The 19,845-nt window shown below is 42.0% G+C and carries 17 protein-coding genes; 10 read left to right on the top strand and 7 right to left on the bottom strand.

What is annotated here, in order from left to right; translation table 11 throughout:
* Nucleotides 1-269: 269 nt before the first annotated feature.
* Nucleotides 270-3,656: an ATP-binding protein gene (locus HWQ43_RS13700; RefSeq protein ID WP_292734312.1), complete on the top strand. Its 3,387-nt coding sequence runs from the start codon at nucleotides 270-272 to the stop codon at nucleotides 3,654-3,656.
* Nucleotides 3,657-4,091: 435 nt separating this feature from the next.
* Here the strand turns inward: HWQ43_RS13700 and HWQ43_RS13695 are convergent, their stop codons facing one another.
* Entirely contained in the window at nucleotides 4,092-4,253 is a 162-nt protein-coding gene (locus HWQ43_RS13695) for a hypothetical protein (RefSeq protein WP_292734309.1), read from the bottom strand.
* Nucleotides 4,254-4,352: 99 nt separating this feature from the next.
* On the opposite strand from HWQ43_RS13695, the gene HWQ43_RS13690 reads away from it, so the two are divergent.
* Nucleotides 4,353-4,577 carry a hypothetical protein gene (locus HWQ43_RS13690; RefSeq protein WP_292734307.1) on the top strand — a complete coding sequence of 75 codons (225 nt, stop codon included), beginning with the start codon at nucleotides 4,353-4,355 and terminating at the stop codon, nucleotides 4,575-4,577.
* Nucleotides 4,578-4,624: 47 nt separating this feature from the next.
* On the opposite strand, the gene HWQ43_RS13685 is transcribed toward HWQ43_RS13690, so the two are convergent.
* The gene (locus HWQ43_RS13685; protein ID WP_292734305.1) at nucleotides 4,625-5,272 is read right to left on the bottom strand and encodes a (2Fe-2S) ferredoxin domain-containing protein; all 648 of its coding nucleotides are present in this window, start codon (nucleotides 5,270-5,272) and stop codon (nucleotides 4,625-4,627) included.
* Between the two features lie 64 nt (nucleotides 5,273-5,336).
* Nucleotides 5,337-5,594 (bottom strand): Asr1405/Asl0597 family protein, encoded by a 258-nt coding sequence (locus HWQ43_RS13680; protein WP_292734303.1) that lies wholly within the window; start codon nucleotides 5,592-5,594, stop codon nucleotides 5,337-5,339.
* Nucleotides 5,595-6,049: 455 nt separating this feature from the next.
* Between HWQ43_RS13680 and HWQ43_RS13675 the strand changes: the two genes are divergently transcribed.
* From HWQ43_RS13675 to nblB, 7 genes are all read left to right on the top strand, one after another.
* Nucleotides 6,050-6,604 carry a Dps family protein gene (locus tag HWQ43_RS13675; RefSeq protein WP_194044835.1) on the top strand — a complete coding sequence of 185 codons (555 nt, stop codon included), beginning with the start codon at nucleotides 6,050-6,052 and terminating at the stop codon, nucleotides 6,602-6,604.
* A 568-nt stretch (nucleotides 6,605-7,172) separates the two neighbouring features.
* Nucleotides 7,173-10,439 (top strand): carbamoyl-phosphate synthase large subunit, encoded by a 3,267-nt coding sequence (gene carB, locus HWQ43_RS13670; RefSeq protein WP_292734298.1) that lies wholly within the window; start codon nucleotides 7,173-7,175, stop codon nucleotides 10,437-10,439.
* A 766-nt stretch (nucleotides 10,440-11,205) separates the two neighbouring features.
* On the top strand, nucleotides 11,206-12,162 hold the full coding sequence (locus tag HWQ43_RS13665; protein WP_292734295.1) for an RNA polymerase sigma factor, RpoD/SigA family: 957 nt from the start codon (nucleotides 11,206-11,208) through the stop codon (nucleotides 12,160-12,162).
* A 222-nt stretch (nucleotides 12,163-12,384) separates the two neighbouring features.
* Nucleotides 12,385-12,729 carry a DUF760 domain-containing protein gene (locus HWQ43_RS13660; protein ID WP_099102117.1) on the top strand — a complete coding sequence of 115 codons (345 nt, stop codon included), beginning with the start codon at nucleotides 12,385-12,387 and terminating at the stop codon, nucleotides 12,727-12,729.
* Nucleotides 12,730-13,276: 547 nt separating this feature from the next.
* Nucleotides 13,277-13,693, top strand: a complete 417-nt coding sequence (gene mutT, locus HWQ43_RS13655; protein ID WP_292734292.1) for an 8-oxo-dGTP diphosphatase MutT — start codon at nucleotides 13,277-13,279, stop codon at nucleotides 13,691-13,693.
* A gap of 160 nt (nucleotides 13,694-13,853) precedes the next feature.
* Nucleotides 13,854-14,318, top strand: coding sequence for a CBS domain-containing protein (locus tag HWQ43_RS13650; protein WP_190938738.1), 465 nt, complete (start codon nucleotides 13,854-13,856; stop codon nucleotides 14,316-14,318).
* A gap of 92 nt (nucleotides 14,319-14,410) precedes the next feature.
* On the top strand, nucleotides 14,411-15,076 hold the full coding sequence (nblB, locus tag HWQ43_RS13645) for a phycobilisome degradation protein NblB (protein WP_292734284.1): 666 nt from the start codon (nucleotides 14,411-14,413) through the stop codon (nucleotides 15,074-15,076).
* A 159-nt stretch (nucleotides 15,077-15,235) separates the two neighbouring features.
* Here the strand turns inward: nblB and HWQ43_RS13640 are convergent, their stop codons facing one another.
* Both HWQ43_RS13640 and HWQ43_RS13635 read right to left on the bottom strand, forming a co-directional pair.
* Nucleotides 15,236-15,901, bottom strand: coding sequence for a PEP-CTERM sorting domain-containing protein (locus tag HWQ43_RS13640; RefSeq protein WP_292734281.1), 666 nt, complete (start codon nucleotides 15,899-15,901; stop codon nucleotides 15,236-15,238).
* Between the two features lie 552 nt (nucleotides 15,902-16,453).
* Nucleotides 16,454-16,972 carry a DUF456 domain-containing protein gene (locus HWQ43_RS13635; RefSeq protein ID WP_194042414.1) on the bottom strand — a complete coding sequence of 173 codons (519 nt, stop codon included), beginning with the start codon at nucleotides 16,970-16,972 and terminating at the stop codon, nucleotides 16,454-16,456.
* 154 nt (nucleotides 16,973-17,126) lie between these two features.
* Between HWQ43_RS13635 and HWQ43_RS13630 the strand changes: the two genes are divergently transcribed.
* Nucleotides 17,127-18,041, top strand: a complete 915-nt coding sequence (locus HWQ43_RS13630) for a M48 family metallopeptidase (protein WP_292734272.1) — start codon at nucleotides 17,127-17,129, stop codon at nucleotides 18,039-18,041.
* Between the two features lie 163 nt (nucleotides 18,042-18,204).
* Here the strand turns inward: HWQ43_RS13630 and HWQ43_RS13625 are convergent, their stop codons facing one another.
* Both HWQ43_RS13625 and rpaB read right to left on the bottom strand, forming a co-directional pair.
* Nucleotides 18,205-18,843 (bottom strand): cofactor assembly of complex C subunit B, encoded by a 639-nt coding sequence (locus HWQ43_RS13625; protein WP_292734269.1) that lies wholly within the window; start codon nucleotides 18,841-18,843, stop codon nucleotides 18,205-18,207.
* A 125-nt stretch (nucleotides 18,844-18,968) separates the two neighbouring features.
* Nucleotides 18,969-19,697: a response regulator transcription factor RpaB gene (gene rpaB / locus HWQ43_RS13620; RefSeq protein ID WP_012412029.1), complete on the bottom strand. Its 729-nt coding sequence runs from the start codon at nucleotides 19,695-19,697 to the stop codon at nucleotides 18,969-18,971.
* Between the last annotated feature and the right edge of the window lie 148 nt (nucleotides 19,698-19,845).

Genomic DNA, 19,845 nt, shown 5'->3' with positions numbered 1-19,845 from the left:
CCTCAGAAGGTCAAAGTTGAGCCTCAGAAGGTCAAAGTTGAGCCTCAGAAGGTCAACGTCGAGCCTCAGAAGGTCAAAGTTGAGCCTCAGAAGGTCACAAGTTGAGCCTCAGAAGGTCAAAGTTGAGCCTCAAAAGGTCAACGTTGAGCCTCAGAAAGTCAACGCATAATAAATTAATTACCCAAAAAAAGTTTAGTAAATTCCGAAATACACCTTGTATATTTAGTAGTTATTCTGTAAGCATTAGCATCTCTAAATTGAATCTTGTAATGAACCCACAAAACAAGCCCAAGAGTCTACAAGATATTCTTAAGCAACGTCAACAATCAGGTTTTGTGGGTCGTGAAGACCAAGTAAACCAATTTCGCCAAAATTTAGCATTACCCCCAGAAGATGATCGCCGTCGTTTTCTGTATAACGTTTGGGGTCAAGGTGGAGTTGGTAAAAGTACCCTGCTGCGACAGTTTCGTAAAATTGCTGACGAAGCAAAAATCATCTCGGCTTATATCGATGAAGCTGAAAAAACTATACCAGAAGTTATGGGTCGTCTAGCTGAGGACTTAGAACGGCAAGGTCATAAACTAACGCAGTTTACAGAACGCTACAAAGTTTACCGTCAAAAGCGCCAAGAATTAGAAACCGATCCAGAAGCTCCTCAAGGCTTTTCGGCATTTGTCGGGAAAACTATGGCAAAAACTGGTGTGCGTCTAGCGCGTCGAGTTCCCGTTGGCGGCGCTGTATTTGACTTTGTAGATGAGGATGCTTTTGCTACCCAAGCTGGAGAATGGGCTTCTTATGTTGCAAAGAAAATAACAAATAAAGATGAGGTGCGTTTAGTTCAAGAACCTGAAGAAGTTCTGACCCCGTTATTTTTGCAAGATATTTTTAAAATTGCTGAGAAAACTGGTGTTGTTCTGTTTCTTGATACTTATGAACGCACCGGAGAATTTCTAGATAACTGGCTACGGGAAATTCTGGAAGGTCGCCACGGTGAAGTATCTCTCAATATATTGATAACTATTGCTGGTCGGCATGAATTAGATAAAAATCATTGGGCACCTTATGAGGGGTTAATAGTTCGTTTCCCTCTAGAACCCTTTACAGAAGAAGAAGCCCAACAATATCTCACTCGCAAAGGCATTACGGACAATCGCGTTGTTGAAGTGATTTTACACCTTTCTGGAAACTTACCCTTGCTGGTGGGAATGCTAGCAGATACTCATCCCAATGATCCAAACCAGGTAATTGAGCCTAGCAGCAGTGCTGTAGAACGCTTTTTAAAATGGGTTGATGACCCCAAACGACAACAAGTGGCGCTTGATGCTGCCATTCCTCGGTGTTTGAATCGAGATGTTATAGCCAAATTAAGAACAGAAGAAGAAGCTGAAGAGTTATTTACTTGGCTAAAAGAAACATCCTTTGTCAACGAACGTACCGACGGCTGGGCTTATCATGATGTGGTCAAAACCCAAATGTTACGCCACAAGCGCCTTTCATCGCCGCAAGGTTGGGCTGACATACATGGCAAGTTGGCAAAATATTATGACAGGCTGCGGAATGATCTGCAATTAGAGGAAGAAGAAAAACAGCGCGATCCTAACTGGCAAAGTCACACATTAAACGTGTTGTACCACAACTTATGTCAGTCACCGCAAAAGAATTTATCTGTAGCTCTCAATGAATTTCTCGCTGCACTCAAAAATCAACCCAAATTTGCCCAAAAATATGTAGAAACCATGCTTCAGGCTGGTAAAGATGTCGATTCCTCTGAAGTTCAGCGTTGGGGTGAGCAACTAGCGAATGGGTTAAAAGCTTATGAGGAAGAACGCTATAAAGTTGCTGCTGAAATGCTAACAGCGTTGTTAAGTAATGCCAGTCTTGAGGTAAAGTTGCGTGCAGTAGCTTTAAACAGACGTAGTTATATTTACTCCCAATCTAATCAATACTCAAAAGCTTTAGAAGATTTAACCGAGGCTATAAAGTTAGCGCCTGAAGAAGCGGAGTATTTAATTTTCAGAGGTATAATTAATTACAAAAAAAGCTGCTGCTCAGAAGCTATACAAGATTTCAACCGTGCTATTGAACTGAACCCCAAAAATATCTCGGCAATCACACTTCGCGGTGAAACTTACTGCTCAATGAAGCATTACGCAGAAGCTATACAAGATTTCAACCGTGCTATTGAACTGAACCCCAAACTCGACTTGGCAATCACACTTCGCGGTAAAACTTATTGCTCAATGGAGCGTTACGCAGAAGCTATACAAGATTTTGACCACGCTATTGAACTTAACCCCAAACTTGACTTGGCAATCACACTTCGCGGTGAAACTTACCAATCCATGAAGCTTTACCAAGAAGCCATACAAGATTTTGACCGCGTTATTGAACTTAATCCCAAATCCAATTGGGCGATAGCAAGCCGCGGTGAAACTTACCGTTTAATGGAGTGTTATCAGGAAGCTATACAAGATTTTAACCGCGCCATTGAATTTGACCCCAAAAATATCTCGGCAATCATACTTCGGGGTGTAACTTATTGTTTAATCGAGCGATACGCCGAAGCCTCACAAGATTTTGACCATGCCATTGAACTTGACCCCAAACTCGACTTGGCAATCACATTTCGGGGTGAAACTTACCGCTTAATGGAGCGATATGCCGAAGCACTAGAAGATTTTGACCGCGCTATTGAACTCAACCCCAAATCTGACTGGGCGATCGCAAATCGCGGTGAAACTTACCGCTTAATGGAGCGTTACCCAGAAGCCCTACAAGATTTTGACCGTGCCATTGAACTTAACCCCAAATATGACTGGGCGATCGCAAATCGTGGTGAAACTTACCGCTTAATGGAGCGTTACCCAGAAGCCCTACAAGATTTCAACCACGCTATTGAACTTAACTCCAAACTCGACGAGGCGATCGCAAATCGTGGTGAAACTTACCGCTTAATGGAGCTTTACCCAGAAGCCCTAGAAGATTTTGACCGTGCCATTGAACTTAACCCCAAACTCGACTGGACGATCGCATGTCGCGGTGAAACTTACCAATCAATAAAGCGTTATCCAGAAGCCCTAGAAGATTTTGACCGTGCCATTGAACTTAACCCCAAACTCGACTGGACGATCGCATGTCGCGGTGAAACTTACCAATCAATAAAGCGTTATCCAGAAGCCCTAGAAGATTTTGACCGTGCCATTGAACTTAACCCCAAACTCGACTGGGCGATCGCACTTCGCGGTCAAACTTACCTAATGCTTAAGCTATATAATGAGGCTCTTGCAGATTTCAACCGCGCTATTGACTTAGATTCTGACAGTAATTGGAAATTGTATAATCGCGCTTTAGCTTACCTAGCTCTTAACCAAGCAGATAAAGCACGGGCTGATTTACTCCTTGCCATCAAGCTTGCTAAAGAAGATTACGAAAAAGATGCTAAAGACTGGAATAATGCCTTTAACTTAGCCCTTTACTATTTGGCTGCTCAATATAATCAACCAGCAGAGCAGTTATATCGCTATGTTTTATCTCAAGGTGCTTCCTTAGAGCGTATCCATGCAGCTATCCAAGACCTAAATGACTTTTTAACTATCTTCCCTAACCATGTACAGGCTACATCCATACGACAGTTGTTGCAGTCTTCTCTAACTTAGGTCATGTAATTTCTAACTTACCCGTCAGAAAACCCACAAGTCCCAACAACCGCCTGGGAATCAATTCCCTCTCTTACACCTAAAGTCTTCTAAACAAAACTAGAAAAGGGTTTCAGTCCACTTGAGTGGACTTGCGCTATGAGCCTGAGATTTCAATCTCTGGCGGACAAACGGGTAAGCATAAAATCCCAGTTAACTTGCCTTCAGGAGACTTGCGGCTAAACCTAATTGCATACAAATGCTAAGCGATTTTAGCCAACCCATGACAAACTGCTTTGCTTCGGCGTAGCCCAACCCAGGCATCGCTCAACCCAATTGCATACAAATATTAAGCGATCGCAATTACTACTTAGCCCTGTCTTGGGATGAAATTCAAAACGAAATCAGAAACGAAATAAACAAGGATGTTGCGTGAGCTAAACAAGGGGAAAATACTCAGATAAATCCCTTGAAAATTGTACCAACGTTTAAAGTTCCCTTGTAATACACCAAACCCACAGAACCACTATTCATTCGCGAAAAGTTTAAAGGCGGCGCTTCTTGGGTGCGGTAGAGTTTAGCGAGGCGATTCCAGTCATGACGGACTAGAAAAATCATGACTATCGTGCTAAGTGGGAAAAAAACAATGTATATCCACTGAAGGTTATGTGGCATTTGTTTTTAAGTCATTGATGATTGACGCTTCAACTGTAAGCTATGTCCAACAACAAGCCTCAGTACGTCTACGTATTCACCAATCAATCACATTCCCTTGAATCGTTCCAAATTATCGAAGCATTGCGGTTAAAAATTGCTCAATTTAAACCCCATTCATTCAAAAAACTGGCCTTAATTAAAGCCAGTTTTTTGATTTTATTGCTAACTTTTAGCAAAGCTTACGACCGAGTTATTAACGGAACACACTTGAGAAGATATTATTAAACTTTCTCATTAAAATGTCAACATTTCACTACTTAATTCTGCAAAATTCACCATTTAGGTATTGCCGCTTCTCTTAAATTCTCAGGCTGTGCTGACAAGTTTTTGTCGCCAAAATGCTTGTTCATCAACGCTGGAACCTGTGCAGCTTGAATTCGGCTATGGCGCGTTTTGTCTGGCATTACTAAATTCGGCCCAGCTTTACAGTTCTTCATACAACCAGTGCCCTTAATTGTAACTTGGTCTTCTAAACCGCGATCGCTTAAAGCCGCCTCCAACGCCTGACAAACTCCTTTACCACCGCGTTTCATACAATCAGACTTTTGACACACCAAAATCGTGGCCTTAGTCTTAGCTGGTTTTACCTTGACATTATCAATAGATGGGGGTTTTTGTGGTGCTGCGATCGTTTGAATTGTTGCTATTTCAGAACGCGCCGCCATCACACGTTCAGCTTTCAGTGTAACTTTGTCTTTTTTTATATCGTATTCTTTATAACCAACAACTTGTAGCCAAGTACCTGCTGGTAGCCGCAAATCAAAAGCAGCCCGTAAGTGTTTAGCAAGTTTAACGTAGCATTCACCCTCATGAGTACCTAGCAGTAAACCTTTCAGCTTATAGCCGTCTTTAATCACAAAATCTATAAATCTGCCCTCAAGGCAAAATTCTGAGACTTCCATATTCTGAGATGCACCCATTTTTATAACCTCCTTTTAACTAGTACAAGCTGTCAAGCGAGATATTCTCAGCAGTAGCTAAACATTAGAACTGTTGATAGCGACTTTTCCAGCAACACTCAAGAGTCCAAATCTGGTCTTGACGAGAGGCTGTAAATCGCCGTACTACACTCCAAAGTTGAACAGCCGCAGTCGGATTGCTAATTTCAACTTTTAATGGCTGGTTAGCCGCACAACTACAGGGAACGTCTAACTCCTCTAAGCGTTGATAGACTTGCCAGCGGTCTACCCAATTCACCTCTACAAGGTGGTTTATTTCTATTTCTGAACTATATGATTTCAAGAGCATTGCCCTCAAAGTGCAACAAACTTGCAGTAACTACCGCCATTTAACTCCCTGCTTTTTGAAAATCTTAGTAGTCTAACCTCTTAAAACCAGCATACCTTAAGTGCAAACAATTCTCATTAATTTTGCAAAAAAAATAAAATTCTTGCAATCATCCCATGAGAGAGATCGGGGGGATGACAAGGAGTATTAGGGCAAGGAGGCATTTACTCCTCCATCTCCCCTCACTCCCTTCGGTAGGTATGCACACTTAATTGTTCATGTCAATAGTAATGAGAAATATACACAACTCAATGGGTGTGCCATAATCCAGCGAACAATAAACTTAAGATTTTTAGTAAACAAAAATACAAAATATTGTGATGGCAAATTGGCTTGCTCTTATTGTGAAAATGTTAATATGTAAGGAATAAGCAGTTAAAATCTATAATTGCTAAATAACGAGGAGAACAATGTCTGAAACGCAAACTCTGTTACGGAATTTTGGTCATGTATATGACAATCCTGTGTTGCTGGATCACAGTGTAACCGCTCCAGTTACAGAAGGATTTAACGTTGTATTAGCTAGTTTCCAGGCACTGTACTTGCAGTACCAAAAGCATCATTTTGTAGTTGAAGGCTCAGAATTTTACTCTCTGCATGAGTTTTTTAACGAAAGCTACAACCAAGTACAAGACCACGTTCATGAAATTGGAGAACGTTTAGATGGACTCGGTGGTGTGCCAGTAGCTACCTTCAGCAAATTAGCAGAATTAACCTGTTTTGAGCAAGAATCTGAAGGCGTATATTCTTCTCGCCAAATGGTGGAAAATGACCTAGCTGCCGAACAAGCAATCATTGGCGTAATTCGTCGCCAAGCCGCTCAGGCAGAGAGTTTAGGCGATCGGGGCACACGCTATCTGTACGAAAAGATTTTGTTGAAAACTGAGGAACGTGCGTATCATTTATCTCACTTCCTCGCCAAAGACAGCTTAACTTTAGGGTTTGTCCAAGCAGCTCAAAGCTAAAATTCTCATAATCTAGATTTGTCTACCTAGACTGAAAGAAAAAGTTGACAGCACCAACTATTAAAATATTATAAAAAATGGCAGAGAATGGTATCCCTATTTCTCTGCCATTTTTAATCTAAGTAAACATATTTATATAATATTTAACGTTGAAAATATTTAGCAATTAGCTAGTTAAGATAAATTTTTATCTAAGTAATCTATTTGTGTATAAATAAGCAGACAGATAGATACCAAAATAAATCATCATTTATCGCAAGAGTTATCAGATTAAATAATAAAGATTCGCAAAAGCTTTAGAAATTTGAGGTTCATAATTAAATAAAATTAAAAATACAAAATAATCATTAGCCATTGGGCATGAAGAAAGAGACAAGGTAGACAAGGAAGAGGGAGACAAGGGAGAGACTTGTTCAATAATTCCCCCTTGTCCCCCTGCTCCCTGCTCCCCGTTCCCCACTCCCCTCCTGTCATCAAACTTAGAAAACTTAATAATAAAAAGCACCAGAGGGGGTAAAGACCCTTAAAATGATCAGGATTTCTATTCTCGTATTCCAAGGCAACGACTATGCCCCGCCGTGACGACCTCCAGAAGATTCTACTGTTAGGTTCTGGTCCAATTGTGATCGGACAAGCCTGTGAGTTTGACTACTCTGGCACTCAAGCCTGCAAAGCGCTCCGAGAAGAAGGCTATGAAGTGGTTTTGGTCAACTCCAACCCTGCAACGATTATGACCGACCCGGAAACGGCCGATCGCACTTACATTGAGCCGCTGACGCCGGAATTGGTCGAAAAAGTCATCGAAAAAGAACGCCCCGATGCTTTACTACCAACAATGGGAGGACAAACTGCCCTCAATCTCGCCGTTGCTTTAGCCAAAAACGGCGTTTTGGAAAAGTACGGCGTTGAGTTAATCGGCGCTAAACTCCCAGCGATCGAAAAAGCCGAAGATCGAAAACTGTTTGGTGAAGCAATGGCAAGAATTGGGGTAGCTGTGTGTCCCAGCGACACAGCCGAAACTTTAGAAGAAGCCAAAGCTGTTGCCCGCCAAATTGGTACTTATCCCCTAATTATTCGTCCAGCTTTCACAATGGGTGGAAGTGGCGGTGGTATTGCCTACAACCAAGAAGAATTTGAAGAAATGGCACAGGTAGGTATAGATGCCAGCCCCGTTTCGCAAATTCTCATTGACCAGTCTTTACTCGGCTGGAAAGAATATGAACTCGAAGTGATGCGTGACTTGGCAGATAACGTGGTGATTATCTGTTCCATCGAAAACCTTGACCCGATGGGTATCCACACTGGGGACTCAATTACCGTCGCTCCCGCGCAAACCCTCACTGATAAAGAATATCAAAGGCTGCGGGATATGGCAATTAAAATCATCCGCGAAATCGGTGTGGAAACTGGCGGTTCTAATATCCAGTTTGCCGTCAATCCAGTTAATGGGGATGTGGTGGTAATTGAGATGAACCCCCGCGTTTCACGCAGTTCGGCTTTATCTTCCAAAGCTACGGGTTTCCCCATCGCCAAAATGGCCGCGAAATTAGCTGTGGGCTACACCTTGGATGAAATTAAAAATGACATCACCAAGAAAACTCCCGCGTCTTTTGAGCCGACAATTGACTATGTGGTGACAAAAATTCCTCGCTTCGCCTTTGAAAAGTTCCCCGGTTCTGACCCAGTGCTGACAACCCAAATGAAATCAGTCGGGGAAGCCATGGCAATTGGACGCACATTCAACGAATCCTTCCAAAAGGCACTGCGATCGCTCGAAACCGGACGCGCTGGTTGGGGTTGCGATAAAGCCGAAAAATTACCCAGTGGTGAACAAATTCGCGCCCAACTACGGACACCTAACCCTGATCGCATTTTCTCTGTGCGCCATGCCTTGCAACTAGGCATTAGTGCTGAGGAAATCTATGAACTGACTGGTATTGACCCGTGGTTCCTAGATAAATTTCAGCAACTGCTAGATGTCGAGAAATTCCTGAAGCGGACACCTTTGCAGCAATTGACAAAAGAGCAGTTTTATGAAGTGAAGCGTGACGGATATAGCGATCGCCAGATTGCTTATGCCACCAAAACCACTGAAGATGAAGTTCGCGCCTACCGCAAGTCACTAGGAATTATCCCAGTTTATAAAACCGTAGATACCTGCGCCGCTGAATTTGAAGCCTTTACCCCTTACTACTATTCTACTTACGAAGAAGAAACAGAGGTCATGCCCGCAACCAAGCCAAAAGTGTTGATTTTGGGTGGTGGTCCCAACCGCATTGGACAGGGAATTGAGTTTGACTATTGTTGTTGTCACGCCGCCTATGCTTTGAAGAAAGCGGGGTATGAGACGATTATGGTTAACTCTAACCCAGAGACAGTTTCAACAGATTACGATACCAGCGATCGCCTTTACTTTGAGCCTTTAACAAAAGAAGATGTCCTTAACATCATCGAGACTGAAAATCCAGTTGGGGTGATAATCCAATTTGGCGGACAAACACCGCTAAAGTTGGCTATCCCATTACAAGAGTTTCTTACCAATAACACTTCTGGACTGCTGACTAGAATCTGGGGTACATCGCCAGATTCCATCGATATGGCAGAAAACCGGGAGCGGTTTGAAAAGATTCTCCAACAGTTGAATATCGCCCAGCCGCCTAATGGTATTGCGCGGAGTTACGAAGATGCGCTGATTGTTGCTAAACGCATTGGCTATCCGGTGGTGGTACGTCCCAGCTATGTCTTGGGGGGACGAGCGATGGAAATCGTTTATTCCGATGCTGAGTTGGAACGCTACATGACCTTTGCGGTACTAGTGGAACCAGAACATCCGATTTTGATTGATAAGTTTTTGGAAAACGCCATTGAAGTCGATGTCGATGCGATCGCCGACCACACGGGACGGGTGGTGATTGGTGGCATCATGGAACACATCGAACAGGCGGGGATTCACTCAGGAGATTCCGCTTGTTCCTTACCTTCCATTTCTCTATCACCAGCAGTTCTCAATCAAATTCGCACATGGACGGTACAGCTAGCGCAAGCGCTGTCAGTCGTGGGATTGATGAATATTCAATTTGCCGTTGTCGGCGCAAGCAGCTATTCTCCCCAAGTTTACATTTTAGAAGCTAACCCCCGCGCTTCTCGCACAGTACCCTTTGTATCTAAAGCAACAGGCGTACAGTTAGCGAAACTAGCATCCTTAATTATGTCGGGTAAAACCCTAGAGGAGCTACATTTCACCGAAGAAGTCATCCCAACTCACATTGCTGTAAAAGAAGCTGTATTACCCTTTAATAAATTCCCAGGAACTGATACAATATTGGGTCCAGAAATGAGATCCACTGGTGAGGTGATGGGGATTGACAGCGACTTTGGCCGTGCCTTTGCCAAAGCGGAAATGGGTGCCGGGGAGCGTTTACCGCTAAGTGGAACTGTATTTGTATCAATGAGCGATCGCGATAAAGCTGCTGCAAGTGGTGTGGTGAAGGAATTTATCGATTTGGGCTTTACAGTGATGGCTACCCTTGGTACACGCCGAGTTCTTCTGGAACAGTGGCTAAATATTCAATTAGTGTTAAAACTCCATGAAGGTCGTCCCCACGTCCTTGATGCGATCAAAAACCAGAAAATCCAACTTATTATCAACACACCTTCAGGGGAAGAAGCTCAGACTGATGCTAGGTTAATCCGCCGCACAGCCTTAGCTTACAAAATTCCCATCATTACTACCATCGCCGGTGCAAAAGCTACCGTCGCCGCCATCCGTTCCTTACAAAATACGACTTTAGACGTAAAAACTATCCAAGAGTACTGCCCGATCGCTAGGGAGTAGAGAGTACGGAAGCAGGGGAGCAGGGGAGCAGGGAGAAATCAATTCAAAATTCAAAATGACGCTCTCTACGAGACGCTGCGCGTAGCTTGCTTCTCTGTAAGAGTACGCGGACTCGCTCTAAGCGTTCGCGGTAGCGTCTCGTAGAGAAGCCATGCCGAAGCCTTTACGCTGCGCTAACAAAATTCAAAATTGAAGACTGGGAGGGACACGGGGATAAGGAGAATAACCATGCCCCATGCCCCATGCCCCATGCCCAATTCCCCATGCCCAATTCCCCATGCCCAATTCCCAATACCCAAGAAAATTAAGTAATTGTTATAAGAGAATGAATATAGTTCTCATTGAGATACTTTAACAAATATGAGGAAAATTATTTTAACCAGATGATTTCTTAAATTGACTTTTGCTCAGCATTAAGATATAGAACAACGTTACATTAACTGGAAAAACCAGGAAATTTCATATCGTTATCTAGCCAAATTCTTCTCATAAATGTTACAATTGTTAATAGGACTTCCATAAAAAATGTTTAAAAAGCGACCTTTTATCTAACTGTAGATACTTGTGAAAACTAGGAAATAACTGTAGTTTTAGCAGTTAAGAAGCCTAAATTTGATTATTATGAGCAGCCGAGTTTCTCAGGCGCGTAAGTTGCAAACCATAGCATGGGTTCCCAGTCTGACTGGGTAGCACCCAAATAAATAAAGAAAGCATCTATCCCTTAATGACCCTACCGCAAACCCCATCATTACCAAAGAGTAGCGCCATGAAGACCGCTCAGACAGCCACAGACCTCGTGCGGACTTACCTGCGTGAGATTGGCCGTGTGCCACTCTTAACCCACGAGGAAGAGATTTTCTATGGTAAACAGGTGCAACGTTCCTGCGCTTTGCACGAATCCAGGGAATCTCTTGCCACCCAGCTAGATCGTCAACCGACTCTAGAAGAGTGGGCCAAAGCAACAAACCTAGAACCAGCAGAGTTGAACGAAGCGATCGCAGATGGTGAAATTGCCAAACGCAAGATGGTAGAAGCCAATTTGCGACTGGTAGTGTCCGTTGCCAAAAAATACATCAAGCGCAACGTCGATTTACTGGACTTGATCCAAGAGGGTAGTATTGGTATGCAACGAGGTGTAGAAAAGTTTGACCCGACCAAAGGGTACAGATTTTCTACTTATGCCTATTGGTGGATTCGGCAAGCAATTACTCGTGCTATAGCCGAAAAAGCTCGTACCATTCGGCTGCCGATCCATATCACCGAAAAATTAAATAAGATTAAAAAGGCACAGCGCCAATTGTCTCAAAAGTTGGGACGCGCTCCTACAGCTGGTGAGCTAGCTCAAGAATTAGAATTGACCCCCAAACAAGTACGAGAGTATTTAGAAAAGGCGCGTTTACCCCTTTCCTTGGATTTGCGGCTGGGTGATAACTACGACACCGAACTCGGAGAAATGCTGGAAGATCCAGGGGCTTCTCCCGAAGAGTTTGTTATGCAATCTTCCCTTTCTTATGACTTAGATCGCTTGATGGGCGATCTAACGCCACAACAGAGGGAAGTAATCACACTGCGCTTTGGCTTAACTGATGGGCAAGCTCTGACTCTGGCTAGAATTGGTGAAATATTGAACATCAGTCGAGAACGAGTCCGACAAATTGAACGGGAAGCCTTAAGCAAACTTCGCAAGTCTAAAGCCAACATGGATGAATATTTGGCAAGTTAGAAGTTAGGAGTGATGAGTTTGTAATTAACTCCCCACTCCTCACCTATTTATTGGGGTGAGAAAATACGCTGACTTTGGTACGGTTACACCTACTTCCACTCTTACGCTAGGCTGTTACATTAGTTGACAGGAAGACAAAATAACTAAGTCAAATCCAAAACAGACATTTAATATTTAAATCACAAGCACCGCAGCTAATAGTGGTAGTTAAGGAGCTAAAAAATGAGTAACCCATCCAATCGTGTCTCAGAATTTTTTAATAGCGAATCAGAAACTAACGATTTACTCTGGCAGTACGTTAAATCCTTGAGTCCAGAGACAGTTACCCAGCTATCCAAACCCACGTCTGCCGAAGTCTTTCAGGTGATGGAACGGAATATTACAGGACTATTAGGTAATCTACCTTCAGAACACTTTGGTGTTACCGTAACCACAAATCGGGAAAATCTAGGTAGGCTTCTTGCTTCTGCGATGATTAGTGGTTATTTCTTGCGTAATGCTGAACAGAGAATGAATTTTGAAATGGCCTTACAAGGATCTGAAACCGACAACAGCGAAATTGACTAGAGATGTGCAATTTGGCAAATTTAATCAATATTGTTGGGCTGATAGCTAGTCATAACTTACGGCGATGCGAATTTAAAATAAATCTCTGGGAAATCTTTGCCGCTAATTCCCGATTATACATCACCTAAGTTTTTTAAAATATCCAAAATAGTGACGAATTCAGGTTGAAGTTTAAACGCAGAGGAAGGCGGGGTGTTTGATTTCGCTTCTCTGCAAACTCCTGTAATTTGGTGATTAATCCAATCAATGATATGATGTCAGGCTAGTTAGTTATAACTCCCGAATCTATGCAGAAAGCATAAAATATTCCTTCTCCTGCAAACCTTTTGTGCGGTCTGAATAATAAGTCTTTAACCGCACACAATGTTAGAGGCTTGTTTATAAATGATTAATGCACATTTGTGGATAAACGAACAGTGCTAAATAACCTTTTCAATAAATCTAAACTCGGCAGAGTTACAACTAGTCTGCCGAGTTTTGTTATTAGTCAAGAGTCAAAATTCAGAAATTATTTATTCTTTACCTACTCCCTACTCCCCATTCAACTATGAGTGAAACCAGTTCTTTCCCACCCCATAAAATCATTGGTGTTGCAGTAATTTGGAATGACCAAAAGCAAATTTTAATTGACCGCCGTCGTCCAGAAGGGGCAATGGGTGGTTTGTGGGAATTTCCTGGTGGTAAAATAGAGCCTGGTGAAACCATCCAGGAATGTATTCAACGGGAAATTTCCGAAGAATTGGGAATAGTAATTGAAGTGGGAGAGCATCTAATTACTATTGACCACAGCTATACAAACTTGCGCGTTACCCTCACAGTACACCACTGCCGCCATCTTACAGGTATCCCCCAACCTTTAGAATCCGATGAAATTCGCTGGGTAAATTTGGAAGAACTAGAGCATTTTACTTTTCCGAAAGCAAATATTCAAATTATTGCTGCATTGAAAGGAAGTGGGGGCTAGGAAAGAAGCAGAGGGAGCAGGGGAGCAGAGGAGAATAATTAATAACCAATGCCCAATGAGAAATGACCAATCCCGTAACAATCTATTAATTGCATTAGGTTGAGTCCCGCAATTTTCTACAATAGGCGCAGGGACTTTGATTTAAGGTGTCAGCAAATAAATGCCTAAAACCGTTGCCGATGTGATGAGCCGCGATCCTATTGTTGTCCGGGAGGAAACTCCACTCAAGGAAGCTATCCAAATTCTCGCAGAACGCCATATCAGCGGACTACCTGTTGTGGATGATCTCGGTAAATTGGTGGGCATTATCTCGGAAACCGATTTGATGTGGCAAGAAACTGGTGTTACTCCACCTGCGTACATTATGTTTCTTGATAGTGTTATCTATTTAAAAAATCCTGCTACGTATGACCGTGATTTGCACAAGGCTTTAGGGCAAACTGTCGGGGAGGTGATGAGTAAAAACCCGATCGCTATTTCCCCTGATAAAACTTTAAGAGAAGCAGCTACAATCATGCACGATCGCAGCGTTCACCGCTTACCAGTACTTGAGAGTACTGGTCAAGTAATTGGTATTCTCACTCGTGGTGATATTATTCGGGCTATGGCTGCTAGTCAAGATTAGTCATTAGTAATTAGTCATTAGTCAAGAGTTTTTGACATTTAACTGTTGACTTTTGACTCTTTTTTATACATTTGAAAATCAAGGATAACTAAATGAGTATTACTCCGGAGTCTGTTAAGCAATTGCTCAGTTCTGAGGATTTAGGCGATCGCTTACGTGCAGTAAATCAAATCCGCGAATTGGAACCTGCGGTTGGCTTTGAATTAATTCAAAGTGCTATTGGCGATCGCAATTCCCGTGTCCGTTACTCAGCTGTAAGTCAAATGGATACACTTGGAACCCAAGATTTACAGTTATCCTTGGATATCTTGCGCGATCGCTTGCTTCATGACTCCGAAGTAGATGTACAAGCAGCAGCAGCAGACTGTTTAGGCGCTCTGAAGTTACGTGAAGCTTTTGAAGATTTACAGCAGCTGTATCATACAACTGGTGAATGGCTAATACAATTCAGTATTATTGCTACATTAGGAGAGTTGGGCGATCCACGAGCCTTTGAATTACTCAAAGAGGCACTCTCATCAGAAAACGAATTAGTCCAAACTGCTGCTATTAGTTCTTTGGGTGACTTGGGAGATGTACAAGCAGTTCCGCTGTTGGCTCCCTATGCTACCAATCCAGATTGGCAAATTCGTTACAGACTTGTACAAGCCTTGGCTCGTTTGGGTAATCCAGAAGCTAAATCTATATTAGAAACTCTGGCTAATGATGAAGTCGATGCGATCGCAAGCGAAGCTAAAAATTCTTTGCAGTCAGTTTAAGTCTATCTAAGGTTAAGAAAATTCACCATTCATATAGATTTATCTGGCAGTATAAAAAATTCGACCTGGTTGGTAAATTTTGCATTCCAGCCAGATCGAATAGATCAATTAGAGTTACTTTTAGCAATTAAAAGTAACTTTTTTATATTTAGGATAGGACTATTGAATGACACTTTTACGACGGCGAGACATAATCATGCCAGCACCAACTAAACCTAAACCTAGCATTGTGGTTGGCTCAGGAACGCTAACTGCTTCGAGAGTTAAGTGGTACTCGCTTGTTTTTCCATTAAGAGAAGCACCCAAATTGCCAACCCCAATAGTTTTTCCATTGAAATTAAATTTCCCCGTAATTCCATTGAGTGCTACGTCATTAATACTAGTCTTCGATATCCGAGTTCTGGTAACTACAGAATCATCTAGATCAAAGGTGAGAAGCGCAGTAGTACTACCCAAGGTTTGCGATCCGAAATTAATGAACGGAGTGTAAACGCCTGTAGAATATGTAGCTGTTGTGCCTGATACATTAGCTATCTTGGTTAAATTTAGAGTGTTAATGGTAATACCTGCGGCTGATAAGCTTGGTGAGAAGGCTGCAAAATCACCATCAGTATCAACACTATCAACATCAACAAATTTAATACTGGTAGCAGTTGGATTGATTCCATCACTAGGAACGATAGATGTACCAGTAAGACCAATACTCCCGGTCAGGCTTACAGCTTGAGCTGAACCAGCAGATGTAAGCATCCCAGCAGTTGCCAAGGGGATTGCAAAACTAGCAGCCAGAGTCGCGTTTAGTAATTTAGATTTAAAATTAATCATGAGCGTTTGAGAGTCCTAATAATAACCTGGAACAGAGAAATTGATTGCTTGACCTTTACTATCAGTAATCTATTTACAATACTGTCAGTGAAAGCGAAACTTGCGTGATGTATTTCTTATCTCCATAAAATCACATAGACTTAGAACCTGCAATATTTACTGAGTGGTCTTCATCACATCTTCAACTAATAAATAGTCTTCATAAAATTTTAATTTCTTACATATCTCCGCTTCGTATATCTCTTACTCTCTAGGGTTTAAATTATTGGCAATAGCTCTGGCTTTAAGAAAAACTATCTGCGTAATGGTTAAGTATGGTAACTATTTATACTTAATATTACTAAACCAGATTTTAGATCAATGGAGTATGCAGTGTATCTAATCTTTTGAGTTGCCAATATTTAGTGAAACGGTTCCTCTCATAGAATAAATGGGAGGAACCGCTGTATTTGTTTACTATGGATAGTCTTTGCGCTCAAATTGAATCTTTGGAACAAACGACTAATTGCTAGCTATTGCCGCTGTTCTCAAATCTGTCAGATTTTTCAAATGCTAAGAGCCAAATACCTGTGGCCAGGTTGTCACAACAAAAACTACAACTGCGGCGATCGCTAACAACCCTTGAATCAAATTTCCAACCAAAGATCCGACTACAATTCCTATACCTGCTTTAACTGCTAACCCAAATTCACGTCGGTACAGATACTCACCAATAATTGCTCCTAAAAGCGGGCCTAGTAAAATTCCTAACAGTGGCCCCCCAAAAGGTAAAGTTGGCAATAATCCCAAAAATCCTACTACTAAGCCGACAATTGCGCCAATTTGCCCCCACTTGCTAGCTCCAGCTTGTTTTGCTCCCACATAGCTAGCTAAAAAATCCACTCCGACACTGAGTAGTAAAACTATAATTGTCACAATTAGTGGAATCTTGATAGCTGCAAAGGAACTACTAACGATTCCCCAGATAATAATTGCAATTAAAATTAAGCTGCTACCAGGAATAGCTGGAACTACAGCACCGATAATACCCACAACCATTACGGCAATTAATAGCCAATAAATAATTTGCATAGATTAATTGTAAATTTCCAAATTCTCTCATAGGGGCGCACATCTGTGCGCCCCTACTGTATATTCTATCTGGGTAAGATAGCGAGAAATGCTTAGTACACTGTGGTGCAAGTTTGCTAATGCTTCTAAACTGCTATTTAAAAGCTCAAAACCAATGACGAGAAAAATATTAACTGGACTAAGTTCTGAAGCCTACGAACACCCCTTTGATCGCAAAGCTTTGGCTTCTTTGCAAAATATGCCTGGTGTCTCCTTGCTACTCAAAAAAATTAATGAATACGGTATTGATCGCCTACTTAGACTGCAAAGCCTTGGTAGTGAAATCAGAATTTCGCCCCGTAATTTTCCCGAATTACATCAAGCATTTGTAGAAACCTGCCAAATTCTTGATGTTGCTCCATTTCCTGAATTATATCTATTTCGAGGCACAGGTCACATTGAAACCTATATTGTTGGCGTAGAAAAACCCCTTGTCGGTATTAATTTAGATGCAATGGAGTGGCTTGGCGTAGATGAGTTGCTTTATGTTTTCGGACACGAAATCGCTCGCATCAAGAGTCAGCACATGATTTATCACCAAATGGCAATTGTTATGCCAACGTTAAAAAATTTGTTAAGCAGTACCACACTAGGAGTCGGTGGCTTAGTAGCTGGTGGTATGGAACTAGGTTTGTATAATTGGCGGATGATGGCTAGGTTCACTGCCGATCGGGCTGCTTTACTGGCTTGTCAGGATATCGACGTAGCAACTACTACACTGATGAAACTCGCAGGTTTACCAGATGAGTACTTGACTACTGCTGTAATTGAAGATTTTCTCATCCAAGCCCGTGAGTTTGCATCCAATAACTTTGATAGTGTGGATAAAGTCACTAAAATATTAAGCTATACAGAATCTGGGCTTTCTTGGGTAGTTATGCGGGCTGGCGAGTTATTGAAATGGGTTGATTCAGGAGCTTATGATAATTTAATTCAACAAACAAATTTAAAGACACCGGAAGAACTAGAAGAAAAAGAAGGAAAGACACCGCAAGAAAAGGAAGGTTGGAATTTTTTGACTTCTTGGTGATTGAATTTTAAGTTTTAGATTTTAGATTTAATTTTTAAATTTAAAATACGCTTGTGACACTAAATGACTTGCTAATACCGATTAGCTCCGAGCTTGCTCCCAAATAAGGGGCTTAAGCCCCTTGTCTCACTAAAATTGGCTGGTTTTTAAACTAGCTGACAATCTAAGTACTAAGAGTAACGGCTAATTTATCAGCAATTCCCGCAATCCAGTTTTCATCTTGTTTGGTGTAACTGCGAGGAGCATTCGCTCCCAAAATTAACGCACCTTGGTTGCCAATAGGTTGACAAATTACACCTTGAGTATTTTCTGGTAAATAATCAAATTCAAGCCTACCTGGATATATTTTTAGAGCAACTAGATAAATCGGCTTTTGTTTTTCGAGTACCTGTTTTAAGATTACTCCTGGCACAACTTCAGATTTAGTACCCAAAATCCCGCGACGCAATAAAACTTTACCTTCATAAAAAACTACAAGCGATCGCGTTACTGTATTAGTCAACAATAAATGAGATGCCCAGGCTAGCTCTGTTTTTACGGCTTCAGGTAAATCTGGTGCGAGTACAAAACCTTCTTCTCCAATTAGCTCTACAGTATCAGGCGATCGCGGCTGAACTTGCTGCCAAATTAAACCCGTCAAAATTAACACCGCGCTCAAAATCACGCCCACCACATCACCACGCGATTGAGACTGAGTTAATTCCGGTGTTAATAAACGGTTAATCAATAAAAGTACAGCGCCTAACCCACCTACGACAATGGGTAGACGCCGCAAAACTCGATTAGGATCAGGTTTAGTCATTAGAAATTGGGAATTGAGCATTGAGCATTGGGCATTGGACAATAATTAAAGTTCTTCTCCCCCTGCCTCTCCTACTTCCCCTGCTCCCCCTGCTCCCTGCCCCCTGCTTCCCCTGCCTCATCTCCTCACTCCTCCCCTGGTTCAATAATCCGCTGGAAAAGATAACCAGTACCCCGTGCGGTGAGAATCAATTCTGGGTTGCTAGGATCATCTTCTAATTTTGCCCGCAAACGTGATATATGCACATCTACTACACGGGTATCCACATGACGTTCTGGTGTATAACCCCATACTTCCTGCAAAATTTCCGAACGAGAAAAAGCTTCTCCAGAGCGACTGACTAACAACTCTAACAAGCTGAACTCCATACCTGTCAATCGAATGCGCTCATCGCCTTTGTAGACTTGTCGCTTATTCGTATCGATTTTAATATTAGCGACATGGATTACCCCAGAACTGGGAATTCCAGAAGCACCGTTTTTATCTACTCGCCGCAGCACCGAGCGAATCCGGGCTTCTAGCTCTTTGGGGGAAAATGGTTTAACTACATAGTCATCAGCACCCAATTCTAACCCGGTGATGCGATCAGCTACATCACCCAAGGCTGTTAGCATAATAATGGGGACATCTGATTCTTTTCGTAATTCTTGACATACACCATAGCCGTCTAGCTTTGGCATCATTACATCTAAAACTACCAGGTCAGGCTCAGTTTTGCGAAAAGTTTCCAAAGCTTCTTCCCCGTCGCCAGCTGTCACTACATCGTAGCCAATCATGGAAAGGCGTGTTTCCAAAATCCGGCGAATGCTGGCTTCGTCGTCTACCACCAAGATTTTTTCTTTATGGCTTTCCAAGTTTCTCTAGGCTCCTTGACTAAAAATTTACATGATTAATTTTTAATACCATAATATTAAGATATCATTCCATGAATTGATTTGGAAAAAGCTCTAAATACCACTATTATTAGTTTTTAGTTTTTTTCAAGAATTAAGTAAATATTAA

It is taken from the genome of Nostoc sp. JL31, assembly GCF_017114965.1.
Lineage (GTDB): Bacteria > Cyanobacteriota > Cyanobacteriia > Cyanobacteriales > Nostocaceae > Nostoc > Nostoc punctiforme_A.
This window is presented reverse-complemented; position numbering and strand designations above follow the sequence as displayed.